The 14,920-nt window shown below is 60.4% G+C and carries 11 protein-coding genes and 1 pseudogene; 8 read left to right on the plus strand and 4 right to left on the minus strand.

Annotated elements, in window-relative coordinates; genetic code table 11:
• From VF672_RS02800 to VF672_RS02810, 3 genes and pseudogenes are all read right to left on the minus strand, one after another.
• Positions 1 to 305 (minus strand): annotated as a pseudogene (locus VF672_RS02800) (SPOR domain-containing protein); the annotation flags it as partial.
• Position 306: 1 nt separating this feature from the next.
• A complete protein-coding gene (argS, locus tag VF672_RS02805; protein ID WP_331101223.1) occupies positions 307 to 2,052 on the minus strand; it encodes an arginine--tRNA ligase in 1,746 nt (581 codons plus the stop codon).
• A gap of 120 nt (positions 2,053 to 2,172) precedes the next feature.
• The gene (locus tag VF672_RS02810; protein ID WP_331101225.1) at positions 2,173 to 4,392 is read right to left on the minus strand and encodes a primosomal protein N'; all 2,220 of its coding nucleotides are present in this window, start codon (positions 4,390 to 4,392) and stop codon (positions 2,173 to 2,175) included.
• A gap of 167 nt (positions 4,393 to 4,559) precedes the next feature.
• Here VF672_RS02810 and rpmE point away from each other — a divergent pair, with 167 nt between their 5' ends.
• The 3 genes from rpmE (at position 4,560) to VF672_RS02825 (ending at position 7,067) form a co-directional block, all read left to right on the plus strand.
• Positions 4,560 to 4,793 (plus strand): 50S ribosomal protein L31, encoded by a 234-nt coding sequence (gene rpmE / locus VF672_RS02815; RefSeq protein WP_065986634.1) that lies wholly within the window; start codon positions 4,560 to 4,562, stop codon positions 4,791 to 4,793.
• A 23-nt stretch (positions 4,794 to 4,816) separates the two neighbouring features.
• Complete coding sequence (locus VF672_RS02820) at positions 4,817 to 5,620, plus strand: thermonuclease family protein (protein ID WP_331101230.1); 804 nt, start codon at positions 4,817 to 4,819, stop codon at positions 5,618 to 5,620.
• A gap of 178 nt (positions 5,621 to 5,798) precedes the next feature.
• Positions 5,799 to 7,067 carry a malic enzyme-like NAD(P)-binding protein gene (locus VF672_RS02825; protein ID WP_331101232.1) on the plus strand — a complete coding sequence of 423 codons (1,269 nt, stop codon included), beginning with the start codon at positions 5,799 to 5,801 and terminating at the stop codon, positions 7,065 to 7,067.
• Between the two features lie 238 nt (positions 7,068 to 7,305).
• Here VF672_RS02825 and VF672_RS02830 read toward each other — a convergent pair whose 3' ends face one another.
• Positions 7,306 to 9,780 carry a penicillin-binding protein 1A gene (locus VF672_RS02830; RefSeq protein ID WP_414705562.1) on the minus strand — a complete coding sequence of 825 codons (2,475 nt, stop codon included), beginning with the start codon at positions 9,778 to 9,780 and terminating at the stop codon, positions 7,306 to 7,308.
• A gap of 209 nt (positions 9,781 to 9,989) precedes the next feature.
• Between VF672_RS02830 and VF672_RS02835 the strand changes: the two genes are divergently transcribed.
• Genes VF672_RS02835 through pilQ form a run of 5 tightly spaced genes read left to right on the plus strand, consistent with a single transcriptional unit; the run spans position 9,990 to position 14,917 of the window.
• Entirely contained in the window at positions 9,990 to 11,054 is a 1,065-nt protein-coding gene (locus VF672_RS02835) for a pilus assembly protein PilM (RefSeq protein WP_331101237.1), read from the plus strand.
• Positions 11,054 to 11,620, plus strand: coding sequence for a PilN domain-containing protein (locus VF672_RS02840; protein ID WP_331101239.1), 567 nt, complete (start codon positions 11,054 to 11,056; stop codon positions 11,618 to 11,620). Before VF672_RS02835 ends, VF672_RS02840 begins: the two co-directional genes overlap by 1 nt.
• A complete protein-coding gene (gene pilO, locus VF672_RS02845) occupies positions 11,617 to 12,264 on the plus strand; it encodes a type 4a pilus biogenesis protein PilO (protein ID WP_331101241.1) in 648 nt (215 codons plus the stop codon). The genes VF672_RS02840 and pilO overlap by 4 nt, the downstream gene beginning before the upstream one ends.
• Positions 12,261 to 12,788, plus strand: coding sequence for a pilus assembly protein PilP (locus tag VF672_RS02850; protein WP_331101243.1), 528 nt, complete (start codon positions 12,261 to 12,263; stop codon positions 12,786 to 12,788). Before pilO ends, VF672_RS02850 begins: the two co-directional genes overlap by 4 nt.
• 53 nt (positions 12,789 to 12,841) lie before the next feature.
• A complete protein-coding gene (pilQ, locus tag VF672_RS02855; protein WP_331101245.1) occupies positions 12,842 to 14,917 on the plus strand; it encodes a type IV pilus secretin PilQ in 2,076 nt (691 codons plus the stop codon).
• The last annotated feature ends 3 nt before the right edge of the window (positions 14,918 to 14,920 follow it).

The following is a 14,920-nucleotide window of genomic DNA, read 5'->3' on the forward strand; positions in this document are numbered from 1 at the left end:
ACCGCTTCGTTCGGCACGATGACTTCCGACTCAGGCAGCAGCGTGTAGAAGTCGTATTTTGGCTTCACGGGCGCGGTCGGGCTGGGCGGCGTCTTGTTCGCTTCGGCGATTTTCGCGGCCTTCGCTTCGGCTTTGACTCGCTTGATGTCGTCGCCACTGCCGGGTTCGAGCTTCATCAGAAAAACAACGAAGGCGCCGACGGTAAGGCCGATCGCCATCCACACCCAGCCCGGAATCGGCGTCTTTGCGGGGGCCTGATACCGGCTGGCGCCGCGCTTGGGAGCAGGTTTCTTTTTAACGGCCAACTTACATACGCTCCAGAGTGTCCAGACCCAGCAACTGCAGGCCTTGCTTGAGGGTGCGGCCGGTCAGGGCGGCGAGGCGCAAACGGCTTTGCTGTTGTTCAGGATTTTCTGCCGCCAGGATCGGGCAGTTCTCGTAAAAACTGGAGAACAGCCCGGCAAGGTCGTACAGGTAGGCGCAGAGCACATGAGGCGTGCCCTTGTCGGCGACGATGTTCACGGCCTCACCGAACTGCGACAGGCGGGCGGCCAGGTCTTGCTCCTGCTCGGCGTCGAGCATGATCCGGCCCTTGGTCGCGTCGAAGGTTTCGCCCTTTTCCTCGAGCTTGCGGAACACGCCGGCCACACGGGTGTAGGCGTACAGCAAATAAGGCGCCGTGTTGCCTTCAAAACTGAGCATCTGGTCGAAGTTGAAGCTGTAGTCGCTGGCGCGATGCTTGGACAGGTCGGCGTATTTCACGGCGCTGATGCCCACTGCCTTGGCGATCAAGCGCAGCTCTTGCTCGGCAACGTCCGGGTTTTTCTCTTTGACCAGCGTATAGGCGCGCTCTTCGGCTTCGTCGAGCAGGTCGACCAGCTTGACCGTCCCGCCATCGCGGGTCTTGAACGGACGGCCGTCTGCGCCGTTCATGGTGCCAAAGCCCATGTGCTCCATGTGCATGCCATTGGTGACGAAGCCTGCGCGGCGCGCCACTTCAAAAACCTGCTGGAAGTGCAGCGCCTGACGCTGGTCGACGAAATACAGCACGCGATCGGCTTTCAGCACGTTGCTGCGGTAGCGGATGGCGGCGAGGTCGGTGGTGGCGTAGAGATAACCGCCGCCAGCCTTTTGCACGATCACCGGCAGCGGCGTGCCTTCAGCGGTTTTGAATTCTTCAAGGAACACGCACTGCGCGCCGTTGCTCTCGACCAACAGCCCGGCCTTCTTCAAGTCGGCAACAACATTGGCGAGGTCGTCGTTGTAGGCGCTTTCGCCCATAACGTCCTTCGGCGTGAGCTTGACATTCAGGCGCTCATACACTTCCTGACAGTGGGACAGGGAGATGTCTTTGAAACGGGTCCACAGGCTCAGACACTCGGCGTCGCCCGCTTGCAGCTTGACCACCAGGCCACGTGCGCGCTCGGCGAACTCCTCGGACTCGTCAAAACGGCCCTTGGCGGCGCGGTAGAAGTTTTCGAGGTCAGCCAGCTCGTCGCTGGTGGCCGGGGTTTCCTGCAGATAGGCCAGCAGCATGCCGAACTGAGTGCCCCAGTCGCCCACATGGTTCTGGCGGATCACGGTGTCGCCAAGGAACTCGAGAACGCTGGCCACGCCGTCGCCAATGATGGTCGAGCGCAGGTGGCCAACGTGCATTTCTTTGGCAAGGTTTGGTGCAGACAGGTCGACCACAACGCGCTGGGCTGGGCCATTCTTGCGCACCGACAGGGTCGCGTCAGCGAGAGCTTCGTCGATACGCGACGCCAGCGCCTGGGTGTTCTGAAAGAAATTGAGGAAGCCGGGCCCTGCGATGTCGACCTTGGTGATCTGCTCGTCGGCAGGCAGCGCGGCGACGATTTTCTCGGCCAGATCGCGCGGTTTCATGCCCGCAGGCTTGGCCAGCATCATGGCTATATTGCTGGCGAAGTCGCCGTTTTTCTTGTCCTTGGCGTTCTCCACCTGAATCGCCGGCGTCAGCCCTTCCGGCAAGACGCCATCGGTGACGAGTTGGCTCAGAGCTTGTTGAATCAGCTGGCGAATGGTGTCTTTCATGGTGCTCTCTTTCGACCGCAAACGCGGCCGCGCCTGGATGCGCGGGTGGAAAAACTGGGCATTATCCGTGGCCGGAGCCACCTTGCCAACCGCGCTGGATGCGCGGTCAACCGATGCGAATCAATAAAGGTCCACCGGATCGACGTCCAGCGACCACCTGACCTGGCGCCCGCTCGGCATGTTTTCCAATGCAAGCAGCCACGTCGCGAGCAGCTTGTGCAGCGGCGCGCGGGCATTGGCCTGGACCAGCAACTGGGCGCGATAACGTCCGGCGCGCCGCTCCATGGGTGCCGGAACCGGCCCCAGCAGCTCGATACCGCCCAGCGCCATGTCTTTGAGAAGTCGCTCGGCCTCGCTGCAGGCCTCGTCCAGAAACCCCTCGGCTTGACCCGGCTTGTGCGCTTCAGCGCGCAGCAGTGCCAGGTGCGAAAACGGCGGCAGCCCTGCAGCCCGACGTTCACTCAACGCTTGCTCGGCAAACGCGAAATAACCCTGTTCGGTCAGTTGAATCAATAAAGGATGGTCGGCCAGATGGGTCTGGATGATCACCTTGCCCGGCTCTTCGGCGCGGCCGGCCCGGCCTGCGACCTGGACAATCAGCTGAGCCATGCGCTCGCTCGCGCGGAAATCGCCGGAGAACAGCCCGCCATCGGCATCCAGAATCGACACCAGCGTCACGCGCGGGAAGTGATGCCCTTTGGCAAGCATTTGCGTGCCCACCAGAATGCATGGCTGGCCTTTCTGGATGGTTGCGAACAGCTGATTCATTGCGTCCTTGCGCGAGGTGCTGTCCCGATCCACGCGCAACACCGGGTAGTCGGGGAAGAGAATCGCCAACCGCTCCTCGGCACGCTCGGTCCCGGCCCCCACCGGGCGCAGATCGACCTTTCCACACGCCGGGCAATTGCGTGGCACGCGCTCGACGTGGCCGCAATGGTGACAACGCAGTTCACCCGAGCGCTGGTGAACGGTCATGCGCGCGTCGCAGCGGGGGCATTCAGACAGCCAGCCGCAATCGTGGCACAGCAACGTGGGGGCAAACCCGCGTCGGTTGAGGAACACCAACACCTGCTGACCCGCCGCCAGTGTCTGGCCGATGGCTTGCTGCATGGGGCCTGAAATGCCGCTGTCGAGGGGACGACTCTTCACATCCAGCCGCAGGAAGCGCGGTTGCTGCGCGCCGCCTGCGCGCTCATTCAAGCGCAGGAGCGCATACCGGCCCGTATGGGCGTTGTGCAGGCTTTCCAGCGAAGGAGTCGCCGAACCGAGCACAATCGGGATGTCTTCCTGATGCGCCCTCACCAGCGCCAGGTCCCGGGCGTGATAGCGCAGGCCTTCCTGCTGTTTATAGGAGCCGTCATGCTCTTCGTCGATGATGATCAGCCCCGGATTTTTCATCGGGGTGAACAGCGCCGAGCGGGTACCAATGATGATATCGGCCTCACCATCACGCGCGGCCAGCCACGCGTCCAGCCGGTCGCGATCGTTGACCGCCGAATGCAGCAAGGCGATGCGCGCATTGAATCGCTGCTCGAAGCGCGCAAGGGTCTGCGGGCCAAGGTTGATTTCCGGAATCAGTACCAGCGCCTGCTTGCCTGCTTCCAGCGTCTCGCGGATGAGCTGCAGATAGACCTCGGTTTTGCCGCTCCCGGTGACGCCCGCCAACAGCGAGGCATGAAAGCTCCCGAAACCCGAGCGGATGGCTTCGTAGGCCGCTCGCTGCTCGGTATTGAGCGGCAGCTCCGGCTGCGCCAGCCAGTGCTCGTGCCGCTCGACCGGCGCATGACCACGCACCTCTACGGTCACCAGCCCTTTGGCGAGGAGCAGATTCAGGCTCTCCCGATTGAGCATCAGTTTGCTTAACAGTTGGTGCGCCACACCATGGGGGTGCTGAGCCAGCGTGCGCAGCGCTTCCTTTTGTTTCGGTGCCCGGGCGATGCGCGGGTCATCGATGCTGGCGTCTGGCGCCGCCTGCCAGAACCGCTCTTGTCGCGCCTCCGCAGGCTCGCCCTGGCGCAGCAATACCGGCAGCGCCCAACTGAGCGTGTCGCCGAGGCTGTGCTGGTAATACTGCGCCGTCCACAGGCACAGCTTGAATAACGCAGGCGGTAACGGTACTTCGGCGTCCAGCACGGCAATGGCCGGCTTGAGCTTGTCGGCCGGCACGTCGCTGTGGTCGACGACTTCCACCAATACGCCGATCATTTCCCGACGGCCGAACGGCACGCGCAGGCGCATCCCCGGCTGCAAGGCGCTGCGCGCCACGCCTGCGGGGGCGAGGTAGTCGAACAGGCGACGCAACGGCGAGGGCAGGGCGAGGCGCAAGATAGCGTCGGACACGCGGGGGATACCTGTTACGGAGTATGACGAAGGGCGCGATCTTAGCAGACGACCGGCGTTAACGTTCCCTTGCGTGATTGGCGTTGTCTGTTAATATGCGCGGCCTAATTCCGTGCGGTATTCAACAATAGTGTTGGGTGGCGGCACGATAGCCTGAGGAAATACCCATGAAAGCTGATATCCATCCAGTTTACGAAGCCATTGACGCAACCTGCAGCTGCGGCAATGTCATCAAAACCCGTTCCACACTGGCCAAGCCTCTGAGCCTGGACGTGTGCAACGAGTGCCACCCGTTCTACACCGGCAAGCAAAAAACTCTGGACGTCGGCGGTCGTGTCGACAAGTTCAAGTCGCGTTTCGGTGCGTTCGGTCCTACCAAAGCTCCTGCTGCTGCAGAGTAAGGTTGGCCGTTCTGGAGTCGCCGATGCGTTTCTCCAGGCTGCTTAAAAAGGCGTCCCTCGCGGGCGCCTTTTTTATGTCCGCGATTTGGCTTTCGGCGGCCCACGCCTTGTGCCCGGCGCCGCCGTCTCTGCCCGTTGTTCAGGTGCAGCGCGTGGTCGATGGCGACACAGTGCGCCTGAGCGATGGTCGCAGCGTCCGCATGATTGGCCTGAATACGCCAGAAACCGGCAAAAAGGGTCAATCCGCCCAGCCATTTGCTGACGCCGCGAAGCGTCGTTTGCAGGCGTTGGTTGGTGCCAGTGACGGGCAGGTCAGGCTGCGCGTGGGTGAAGAACCGGCAGACCACTACGGCCGCACCCTCGCCAACGTCTACGGCCGCGACGGTGCCAACCTTGAGGCGCAACTGCTGGCCGAGGGCCTCGGCTTTCTCGTCGCAGTCTCCCCGAACGTAGCGCTGGTGAGCTGTCAGCAGTCCGCAGAAAATTCGGCTCGCCGGGCGGGGCTGGGCCTGTGGCGCAGCTCGCCGGTTCAGCCAGCCGAGCGGATCAGCACGGGCGGATTCGCGTTGGTGAGTGGACGGGTGACCGACGTACAGCGCAATGGTGGCGGCCTGTGGATCGAACTCGGCGACGCGCTGGTACTTCGCATTGCGCCGAAACTGCTTGGCCAGTTCGACACCGCCGCGCTGCAGCGGTTGAAGGGTCAGCAAATCGAGGCGCGCGGCTGGGTGGTTGACCGTTCGCGTCGGGGCGGTCTCAAATCGGGTCAGCCGCGGTGGATGATGCCGATCACGCATCCTGCAATGTTGGATACAGTTAGAAAATAAATTGTAGACATTATTTGATTGGATTGTCGCCTCTGCAAGCCTTGTGTCCTGCGGCTCTACGCTGAAAGTCGTAGATGCGGCCTCTTGACACAGGTGACCCGCCAGTCTTGTTAGGACTTTATGACTTGCGTATGCTCGGCGGTCCGTCTGTCCAACAGCAAAAAAGCGGAATGCCCCCATGTCAGATTTGAAAACTGCCGCTCTCCAATATCACGCTCATCCCCGTCCAGGGAAACTCAGCGTCGAACTCACCAAAGCCACTGCAACCGCTCGCGATCTGTCGCTGGCCTACAGCCCGGGTGTGGCTGAGCCGGTCCGCGAAATCGGTCGCGATCCGGAACTTGCCTACAAGTACACCGGCAAAGGCAACCTGGTAGCGGTCATCTCTGATGGCACCGCGATTCTGGGTCTGGGTAACCTCGGGCCTCTCGCCTCCAAGCCGGTCATGGAAGGCAAGGGCGTGCTGTTCAAGCGCTTCGCCGGTATCGACGTGTTCGACATCGAAGTTGATTCGGAAAGCCCGCAGGCCTTCATCGACACCGTGCGCCGCATTTCCATCACGTTCGGCGGCATCAACCTGGAAGACATCAAGGCACCAGAGTGCTTCGAGATCGAAAAGGCGTTGATCGAGCAGTGCGACATCCCGGTGTTCCACGATGACCAGCACGGCACCGCGATCGTGACCGCAGCCGGCATGATCAACGCGCTGGAAATCGCTGGCAAAACCCTAGAATCGGCGAAAATCGTCTGCCTGGGCGCTGGCGCTGCGGCCATCTCTTGCATGAAGCTGCTGGTGAGCATGGGCGCGAAGATCGAAAACATCTTCATGATCGACCGCAACGGTGTGGTTCACGATGGGCGCACCGATCTGAACCAGTACAAGGCTCAGTTCGCTCACTCCACCGACAAGCGCACCCTGGCAGATGCACTGGAAGGCGCTGACGTTTTCGTCGGCCTGTCCGGTCCGAACCTGCTGAGCGCTGAAGGCTTGAAGTCGATGGCAGCCAACCCGATCGTGTTCGCCTGCTCGAACCCGGATCCGGAGATCTCGCCAGAGCTGGCGCACGCCACTCGCAACGACGTGATCATGGCCACCGGCCGTTCGGACTACCCGAACCAGGTCAACAACGTGCTGGGCTTCCCGTTCATCTTCCGTGGCGCGCTGGACGTTCGCGCCAAGCGCATCAACGAAGAGATGAAAATCGCAGCGGCCAACGCCCTGCGCGAGCTGGCGAAGCTGCCTGTTCCTCAGGAAGTCTGTGACGCGTACGGCGGCGTCGCCCTTGAGTTCGGTCGTGAGTACATCATCCCGAAACCAATGGACGTGCGCCTGCTGACCGTTGTCTCCGATGCCGTTGCGAAGGCAGCCATCGAAAGCGGCGTTGCGACCCTGCCGTATCCGAAGCACTACCCGCTGAACAGCGTGGATGAAGTGTTCAACGGCTGATAGCCGCGGCCACAAAAAACCCAGCCAAGTGCTGGGTTTTCTATGGGCGCTCGTTTTGCAGCGTGCCTGGTGATTAGACCTTGCGTCGAGTGACTCGTAGGAGCCGGCTTGCTGGCGAACCTGCCATATCGGTCGACGTCTTTGTCGCTGACTCGCCGGGTTCGCCAGCAAGCCGGCTCCTACAGAGCTCGCTTAAGCCATAGTCCGCAGCGTCGCGGACAGTGGATTTATGTCGTCATCAAAAGAGGTCGATCGGCGCTGATTCATCCGCAGGCAGCGGGCTACCCGGAGGAGGGCTGCCGCCGAGTTCGTTCACGCTAGGTGGAGTGTCTTCGCTTTTGAACAGCTCGAAGAACGCGCCCGGCGTGCTCGGTGTAGCAGAGCGCCCGCTGACAGGGTCGATGCGCAGGCTGAGGATGCCGTCCGGTTCTGCCTGAACGTGTGGCGGCTTATCTTTAAGCGCAGCGCTCATGTACTTCATCCAGATGGGCAGCGCGACAGTGCCACCGAACTCATGGCGACCAAGGCTTTCCGGTTGGTCAAAACCGGTCCAGACCGTGGTCACATAATCAGCGTTGTAGCCGGTGAACCATGCGTCCTTCGATTCGTTGGTGGTACCCGTCTTACCCGCGATGTCCGGACGGTTCATTGCCAGGGCACGTCGGCCTGTGCCGCGCTTGATCACGTCCTGCAGCATGCTGTTGAGGATGTAGACCGTACGACCGTCAACAATCCGTTCCGCCACGACCGGCGCCGGTGCTGCCCCCGATGCATCCAGCGCGTTCGGTACAACAGTGGCGGTCAGAGGCGGTGTCTCAGGCGCTGCATAGGTTGATGCGCTGCTGATGGCGGCTTCGCTGACCGCTTTCGGGTTCGGGTCGTTGGCAGGCACTGTCGGCGGATTGGCGACAAACAGGGTCTTGCCCTCGCGGTCCTCGATCTTCTGCAGCAGATACGGGCTGATTTTGTAGCCGCCGTTGGCAAACGCACTCCAGCCGCCGACGATTTCCATCGGTGTGAGGGTGGCTGTACCCAGTGCCAGTGACAGATTCGGCGGCAAGTCCTGCTTATTGAAGCCAAAGCGGGTGATGTAATTGATCGCGGTGTTGACTCCCAGGCTTTGCAGCAGGCGGATCGACACCAGGTTGCGAGACTTGTACAGCGCTTCGCGCAGCCGGATCGGACCCAGGAAGGTCCCCGTGTCGTTCTTCGGTCGCCAGACTTTGTCGATCGCTTCGTCGACGAAGACGATGGGCGCATCGTTGACCAGGCTGGCGGCGGTGTAGCCGTTATCCAGCGCCGCCGAGTACAGGAACGGCTTGAAGCTGGAACCTGGCTGACGCTTGGCCTGCATCGCACGGTTGTAGTTGCTCTGCTCGAATGCGAAGCCACCGACCAGCGCACGAATCGCGCCGTTCTGCGGATCCAGCGACACCAGCGCGCTCTGCGCTACCGGGAGCTGGCTGAACTTGAGCGAGTTGTCGGGCTGACGCTGCAAGCGCACCAGGTCGCCGACATGGGCGACGTCGCCAGGCTGCTTGGGGTTGGCGCCGACGCTGTTGGTGTTCAGGAACGCTTTGGCCCACTTCATGCTGTCCCAGGCGACGGTTTCTTCGTTTTCGCCATTGCGGGTCAGTACGCGGATGCCGGTCTTGTCCACTTGGGTGACGATCGCTGGCTCCAGACCGCTGATCGGACGCTGTTTGCCCAGTTCCTGCACCCAACCTTCGCGGGTCAGCCCGGGGAATCGGCTCTCAGGCCCGCGATAGCCATGTCGCTGGTCATATTCGATCAGACCTTCCTGCACCGCCTTGTTGGCGTCTTCCTGCAAGCCGCTCGGCACGGTGGTAGTGACGCGGAAGCCTTCTGTGTAGGCTGCGCTGCCATAACGTCCGACCATCTCGGCGCGCGCCATTTCGGCGATATACGGCGCGTTCACTTCAGGGCTCTGAACGTGATAGCTGGCGTTGACCGGCTCGACGAGGGCGGTCTGGTAGGTGTTCTGGTCGATTTTGCCCAGTTTGAACATGCGGCCGAGAATCCAGTCGCGGCGCTCTTTGGCGCGTACCGGGTTGGCCAGCGGGTTGAATCGTGACGGCGCCTTGGGCAGACCGGCGATCATCGCCATCTGCGCGACACTCAAGTCGCGGATGGATTTGCCGTAATAAACCTGCGCGGCAGCCTCGATGCCATACGCCCGGTTACCCAGATAGATCTTGTTGACGTACAGCTCGAGAATCTCGTCTTTCGTAAGTTGGCGCTCGATTTGCAAGGCCAAGAGAATCTCGGTGGTTTTGCGGGAAAAACTGCGCTCGCTGGTCAGGAAATAGTTTTTCGCGACCTGCATGGTGATGGTCGAGCCGCCGGACTGGATATGGCCGCTCTTGACGAGTTGACTGGCCGCGCGCATCAGACTGCTCGGGTCCACGCCATAGTGATTCTCGAAATTATCGTCTTCGGCGGACAACAGGGCGTGAATGAAATTGGGCGGAATGTCGGCGAAACGGATGGGAGAGCGGCGCATTTCGCCAAACTCTGCGATGAGCTTGCCGTCGCTGCTGAACACCCGCAGCGGGATCTGCAGCTGAATATTACGCAGCGCATCGACCGAGGGCAGGTTCGGGGCCAGGTAAAGAAAGGCGCCGCTCAGTCCGAGCAGCAAACCGCAGACGACGGCGACGATGGACCACCAGAAAAACTTCAGCAGGCGTATCAAGGCTTTTGGATTTCCAGAAAAAAGAATGAGTTAGACGCAGGCATTTACAAATGAACACGCCTTGAAGCTTTGGTACATGAAAAAAACGCTGGGCATTATAAGCATTTTTCGTCGTCGAGCGTTATTTGCGCTACTGTCAAGTCAGCCGACAGTGGCACTGGAACTGAAATCGTCCGTAAGTGACGGAAACGCATAGGGAATCGGTTGTGTTCGAACTCTTCAGTAAGAAGGCCAACACCCTTCTGGGGATCGATATTAGCTCCACCTCGGTCAAGCTTCTTGAGCTCAGTCGCTCCGGCAACCGATACAAGGTCGAGTCTTATGCGGTCGAGCCACTGCCCGCCAACGCGGTGGTCGAAAAGAACATTGCGGAACTGGAAGGTGTCGGCAGTGCTTTGACGCGTTTGCTGGTGAAAGCCAAGAGCAACGTCAAAATCGCGGCGGTTGCCGTCGCGGGTTCGGCCGTTATTACCAAGACCATCGAGATGGATGCAGGGCTTTCCGACGACGAGATGGAAAACCAGCTTAAAATCGAAGCCGATCAGTACATCCCTTATCCGCTGGAAGAAGTTGCCATAGATTTTGAAGTCCAGGGCTATTCGGCGCGTAATCCAGAACGCGTCGAAGTGCTGCTGGCGGCCTGTCGAAAAGAAAACGTAGAAGTACGCGAAGCTGCACTGGCGCTGGCCGGGCTTACTGCTCGTGTAGTCGATGTCGAAGCTTATGCGCTGGAGCGCTCGTTCGGTCTGTTGTCCTCCCAGCTGGGGCAGGACCACGAGCAATTGACCGTCGCCGTCATCGACATCGGCGCGACCATGACCACCCTCAGCGTGCTGCACAACGGCCGCATCATTTATACCCGTGAGCAATTGTTTGGCGGGCGCCAATTAACCGAAGAAATCCAGCGCCGTTATGGCTTGTCCGTGGGCGAAGCCGGTCTTGCGAAAAAGCAGGGCGGGCTCCCCGACGACTACGTCATGGAGGTCCTGCAGCCATTTAAGGACGCCGTGGTGCAGCAGGTGTCCCGTTCGCTGCAGTTCTTCTTCGCAGCCGGGCAGTACAACCGCGTCGACTACATCATGCTGGCTGGGGGCACGGCCTCCATCTCGGGTCTTGACCGGCTGATTCAGGAACGCCTCGGCACGCCGACGCTGGTTGCCAACCCCTTTGCTGATATGGCGCTGAGCGCGAAGGTCAACGCCGGTGCTCTGGCCAGCGACGCTCCCGCATTAATGATCGCCTGCGGTCTGGCACTGAGGAGCTTCGACTAATGGCACGGATCAACTTACTTCCCTGGCGCGAGCAGCAGCGCGAGGAGCGCAAGAAGCGCTTCATCCTGGCGCTGGTCGGCGTACTGGTCGTTGGCATCGGCGCCATTCTTTTGGCTGATCAATATTTGAGCAATGCCATCGCCCACCAAAATGCTCGGAGTCAGTTCATCAAGACAGAGATCGTGCAGCTTGACGCCCGCATAAAAGAGATCAGCGAGCTCAAGGCGCGGCGCAAACAATTGCTGGAACGGATGAAGATCATCCAGGACCTGCAGGGCAACCGGCCGATCATCGGCCGTGTGTTCGACCAACTGGCTCGAACCCTTCCGGATGGCGTCTATTTCAACGACGTGAAAATGGCCGGACAGATGATCAGTATTTCTGGCGCAGCCGAATCCAACAATCGGGTCTCGGACCTGCTGCGTAATCTGGACGCGTCTGACTGGCTCGAGTCGCCCAGTCTGACGGAGGTCAAAGCCAATACGGGGGGTGGCGTCGATCAGACCAACACCTTCCAGCTGACGGTGCGCCAGACGCAGCCTGCGGTTGAGGGGGGCAAGCAATGAGCATGAGTGATTGGCTCGATAGCCTGCGAAAGATTGACCTCAATGACCTGGACCTGAACAACGTGGGCTCCTGGCCTGCTGCGTTGAAAACCATCGCCGGGGCACTGCTGCTTGCGCTGATACTGGCCGGCGGATATTTCTTTTATATCCAGGACATGCAGGCCCAGCTCGACCAGGCTCGGAGTGAAGAAACGACGTTGAAAGAGCAGTTCGCAACCAAGGCTTATCAAGCTGCCAACCTCGCGGCCTATAAAAGCCAGATGGTGGAAATGGAAAACACTTTCGGCGCACTGCTGCGGCAGTTACCGAGCGACACTGAAGTTCCGGGCTTGCTTGAGGACATCACGCGCACCGGTCTGGGCAGTGGCCTGGAGTTCGAGGAAATCAAGCTGCTTCCCGAGGAGGCCCAGCAGTTTTATATCGAATTGCCTATCCAGATCACCGTGACCGGCAGTTACCACGACCTGGCCACCTTCGCCAGCGGCGTTGCCAGCCTGCCGCGAATCGTGACGCTGCATGACTTCGAGATCAAACCGCTGGACGCTAAGTCCCCCGCGAAGTTGCGCATGAGCATCCTTGCCAAGACCTATCGCTATAACGATAAGGGCCTTCAAAATGTCGACACGAAAGGGCCTGCGAAATGACGGCGATGCGTTGGTTGTGCGTCGGCGTCATTCTGGTCGGGCTCGCGGGTTGCGACAGCTCGAACGAATTTGACGATCTCAAACAGTACATGGCCGAAGTGCGCGCCCGTCCGGTTGGCACCATCGAGCCGATGCCCAAGTTCCGGCCTTATGAAGCCTTTACCTATGCGGCGGCTAGTTTGCGCAGTCCGTTTCAGCCGCCGATCAAGATCGACCTGGTCAACCGTCCAAAGGGTTCGCACCTGGTGCAGCCGGATCCGACGCGGGTCAAGCAGTTCCTCGAAGGCTTCAACATTGACTCGTTTGAAATGGTGGGCACGTTGAGCAATGAAACCGGCACGTTCGCACTGCTTCGCGGGGCGGGTGGCGTGCATCGTGTCAAAGTGGGCGATTACCTGGGGCGCAACGATGGCCGTATCACGGCGATCACCGACTCGGCGGTGCAAGTGATGGAAATCGTTCCGGATGGAGAGGGGGCCTGGCTTGAGCGTCCGCTCAGTATTTCCCTCAAGGAGCGCTCATGAAGACGGCAAGCAAGCGAAGCACCTTCGGGTCTGCACAGTGGTGGAATGTGAACATGAACAGGATTCTTTCGATTATCGGCCTGTCGTTAGGGATGGCGATGCTTTCACCGGTTGTCCAGGCGGCTAACCTCAAGACGCTGGATGTCGCCGCGTTGCCGGGGGACCGAGTCGAGCTGAAACTGTCCTTCGACGGTCCGGTGGCGGCACCGCGCGGCTACACCACCGAGCAACCGGCGCGAATTGCGCTGGATCTGCCGGGGGTGACCAGCCAGTTGGCGATCAAGAGTCGGGACCTGGGTTCAGGCAATGCCCATAGCGTTGTGGTGGTCGAAGCCAAGGACCGCACGCGGGTGATCATCAACCTCACCACGCTTGCCCCGTACAGCTCGCGTGTCGATGGCAACAACCTGTTCGTGGTCGTGGGTCAGGGCGCTGCTGCGGCCCAGGGTTCGCAACCCAGTACTGCATCGGGCGCCCCCCGGGTCAGCGTGCCTGCCGCGCAGTCCAAACCGGTTGCCCGCTCCTATGCGCCAGGCCCGCGTTCGGTGAAGAACGTCGACTTCCAGCGTGGGGAGCTGGGTGAAGGCAACGTCATCATCGAGCTCAGCGACACTGGCATCGCGCCGGACATTCAGGAGCAGGGCGGCAAGATCCGAGTCGACTTCGCCAAGACGCAGTTGCCTGATCCGCTGCGCGTGCGCCTGGATGTGAAGGATTTTGCGACCCCGGTCCAGTTCGTCAATTCCAGCGTCAGCGGGGACAAGGCCAGCATCTCCATCGAGCCGTCCGGCGCGTTCGATTACTCGGCGTACCAAACCGATAACAAGCTGACCATCAGCGTGCGTCCCCTGACCAACGAAGACCAGGAGCGACGTAACTCGGAAAAACTGGTCTACACCGGCGAGAAGCTGTCGTTGAATTTCCAGGACATCGATGTGCGTTCGGTCCTGCAACTGATTGCCGACTTCACCAACCTCAACCTGGTGGCGAGTGACACCGTGCAGGGCGGCATTACTCTGCGCTTGCAGAATGTGCCGTGGGATCAGGCTCTGGACCTGGTGCTCAAGACCAAGGGCCTGGACAAGCGCAAGATCGGTAACGTTTTGCTGGTGGGCCCTGCGGACGAGATCGCCGCGCGTGAGCGCCAGGAGCTGGAGTCGCTGAAGCAGATTTCCGAGCTCGCCCCGCTGCGTCGTGAGTTGCTGCAAGTGAACTATGCCAAGGCCGCCGACATCGCCAAGCTGTTTCAGTCGGTGACCAGCGCTGAGTCGAAGACTGACGAGCGCGGCTCGATCACCGTCGATGAGCGCACCAACAACATCATTGCCTATCAGACCCAGGATCGGCTGGACGAACTGCGCCGCATCGTTTCGCAACTGGACATTCCGGTGCGCCAAGTGATGATCGAGGCGCGCATCGTTGAAGCCAACGTCGATTACGACAAGGCGCTGGGTGTGCGCTGGGGCGGGTCGAGCAACAAGGGCAACTTCACCACGGGCGGCAGCGGTACCGTTACAGGCGCGTCAGCGACCAACGGTCCTTACGTGGACATGGGCGTGACCGACGCCACTTCGTCGATCGGCCTGGGCTTCCTGACCAACAACACGATTCTCGATCTCGAGCTGACAGCGATGGAGAAAAGCGGCAACGGCGAAGTGGTCTCACAGCCGAAAGTCGTTACGTCAGACAAGGAAACCGCAAAAATCCTGAAAGGTACGGAAGTGCCGTATCAGGAAGCCAGCTCGAGCGGCGCAACCTCGGTGTCGTTCAAAGAGGCATCGCTCTCGCTGGAGGTGACCCCGCAGATCACCCCTGATAACCGCATCATCATGGAGGTCAAGGTCACGAAGGATGAGCCGGACTACGTCAACACGGTGCTGGGTGTCCCGCCTATCAAGAAAAACGAAGTCAACGCCAAGGTGCTCGTGGCCGACGGCGAGACCATCGTAATTGGTGGCGTGTTCTCGAATACGCAGAGTAAAGTCGTCGACAAGGTGCCATTTTTGGGCGATGTGCCGTATGTTGGCCGCCTTTTCCGGCGCGATGTGGTTTCGGAGTCAAAATCCGAGCTGTTGGTGTTTCTCACTCCGCGTATCATGAACAACCAGGCGATTGCTGTGAGTCGTTGATTC

Origin of the sequence: Pseudomonas sp. (assembly GCF_036387035.1) — a bacterium.
In the GTDB taxonomy this organism is placed as follows: Bacteria; Pseudomonadota; Gammaproteobacteria; order Pseudomonadales; family Pseudomonadaceae; genus Aquipseudomonas.

Coding starts and splice junctions, on each gene's coding strand:
- pilQ (WP_331101245.1), top strand. CDS start 12,842: ATGAACAGGATTCTTTCGATTATCGGCCTGTCGTTAGGGATGGCGATG.
- rpmE (WP_065986634.1), top strand. CDS start 4,560: ATGAAAGCTGATATCCATCCAGTTTACGAAGCCATTGACGCAACCTGC.
- argS (WP_331101223.1), bottom strand. CDS start 2,052: ATGAAAGACACCATTCGCCAGCTGATTCAACAAGCTCTGAGCCAACTC.
- VF672_RS02825 (WP_331101232.1), top strand. CDS start 5,799: ATGTCAGATTTGAAAACTGCCGCTCTCCAATATCACGCTCATCCCCGT.
- pilO (WP_331101241.1), top strand. CDS start 11,617: ATGAGCATGAGTGATTGGCTCGATAGCCTGCGAAAGATTGACCTCAAT.
- VF672_RS02850 (WP_331101243.1), top strand. CDS start 12,261: ATGACGGCGATGCGTTGGTTGTGCGTCGGCGTCATTCTGGTCGGGCTC.
- VF672_RS02840 (WP_331101239.1), top strand. CDS start 11,054: ATGGCACGGATCAACTTACTTCCCTGGCGCGAGCAGCAGCGCGAGGAG.
- VF672_RS02820 (WP_331101230.1), top strand. CDS start 4,817: ATGCGTTTCTCCAGGCTGCTTAAAAAGGCGTCCCTCGCGGGCGCCTTT.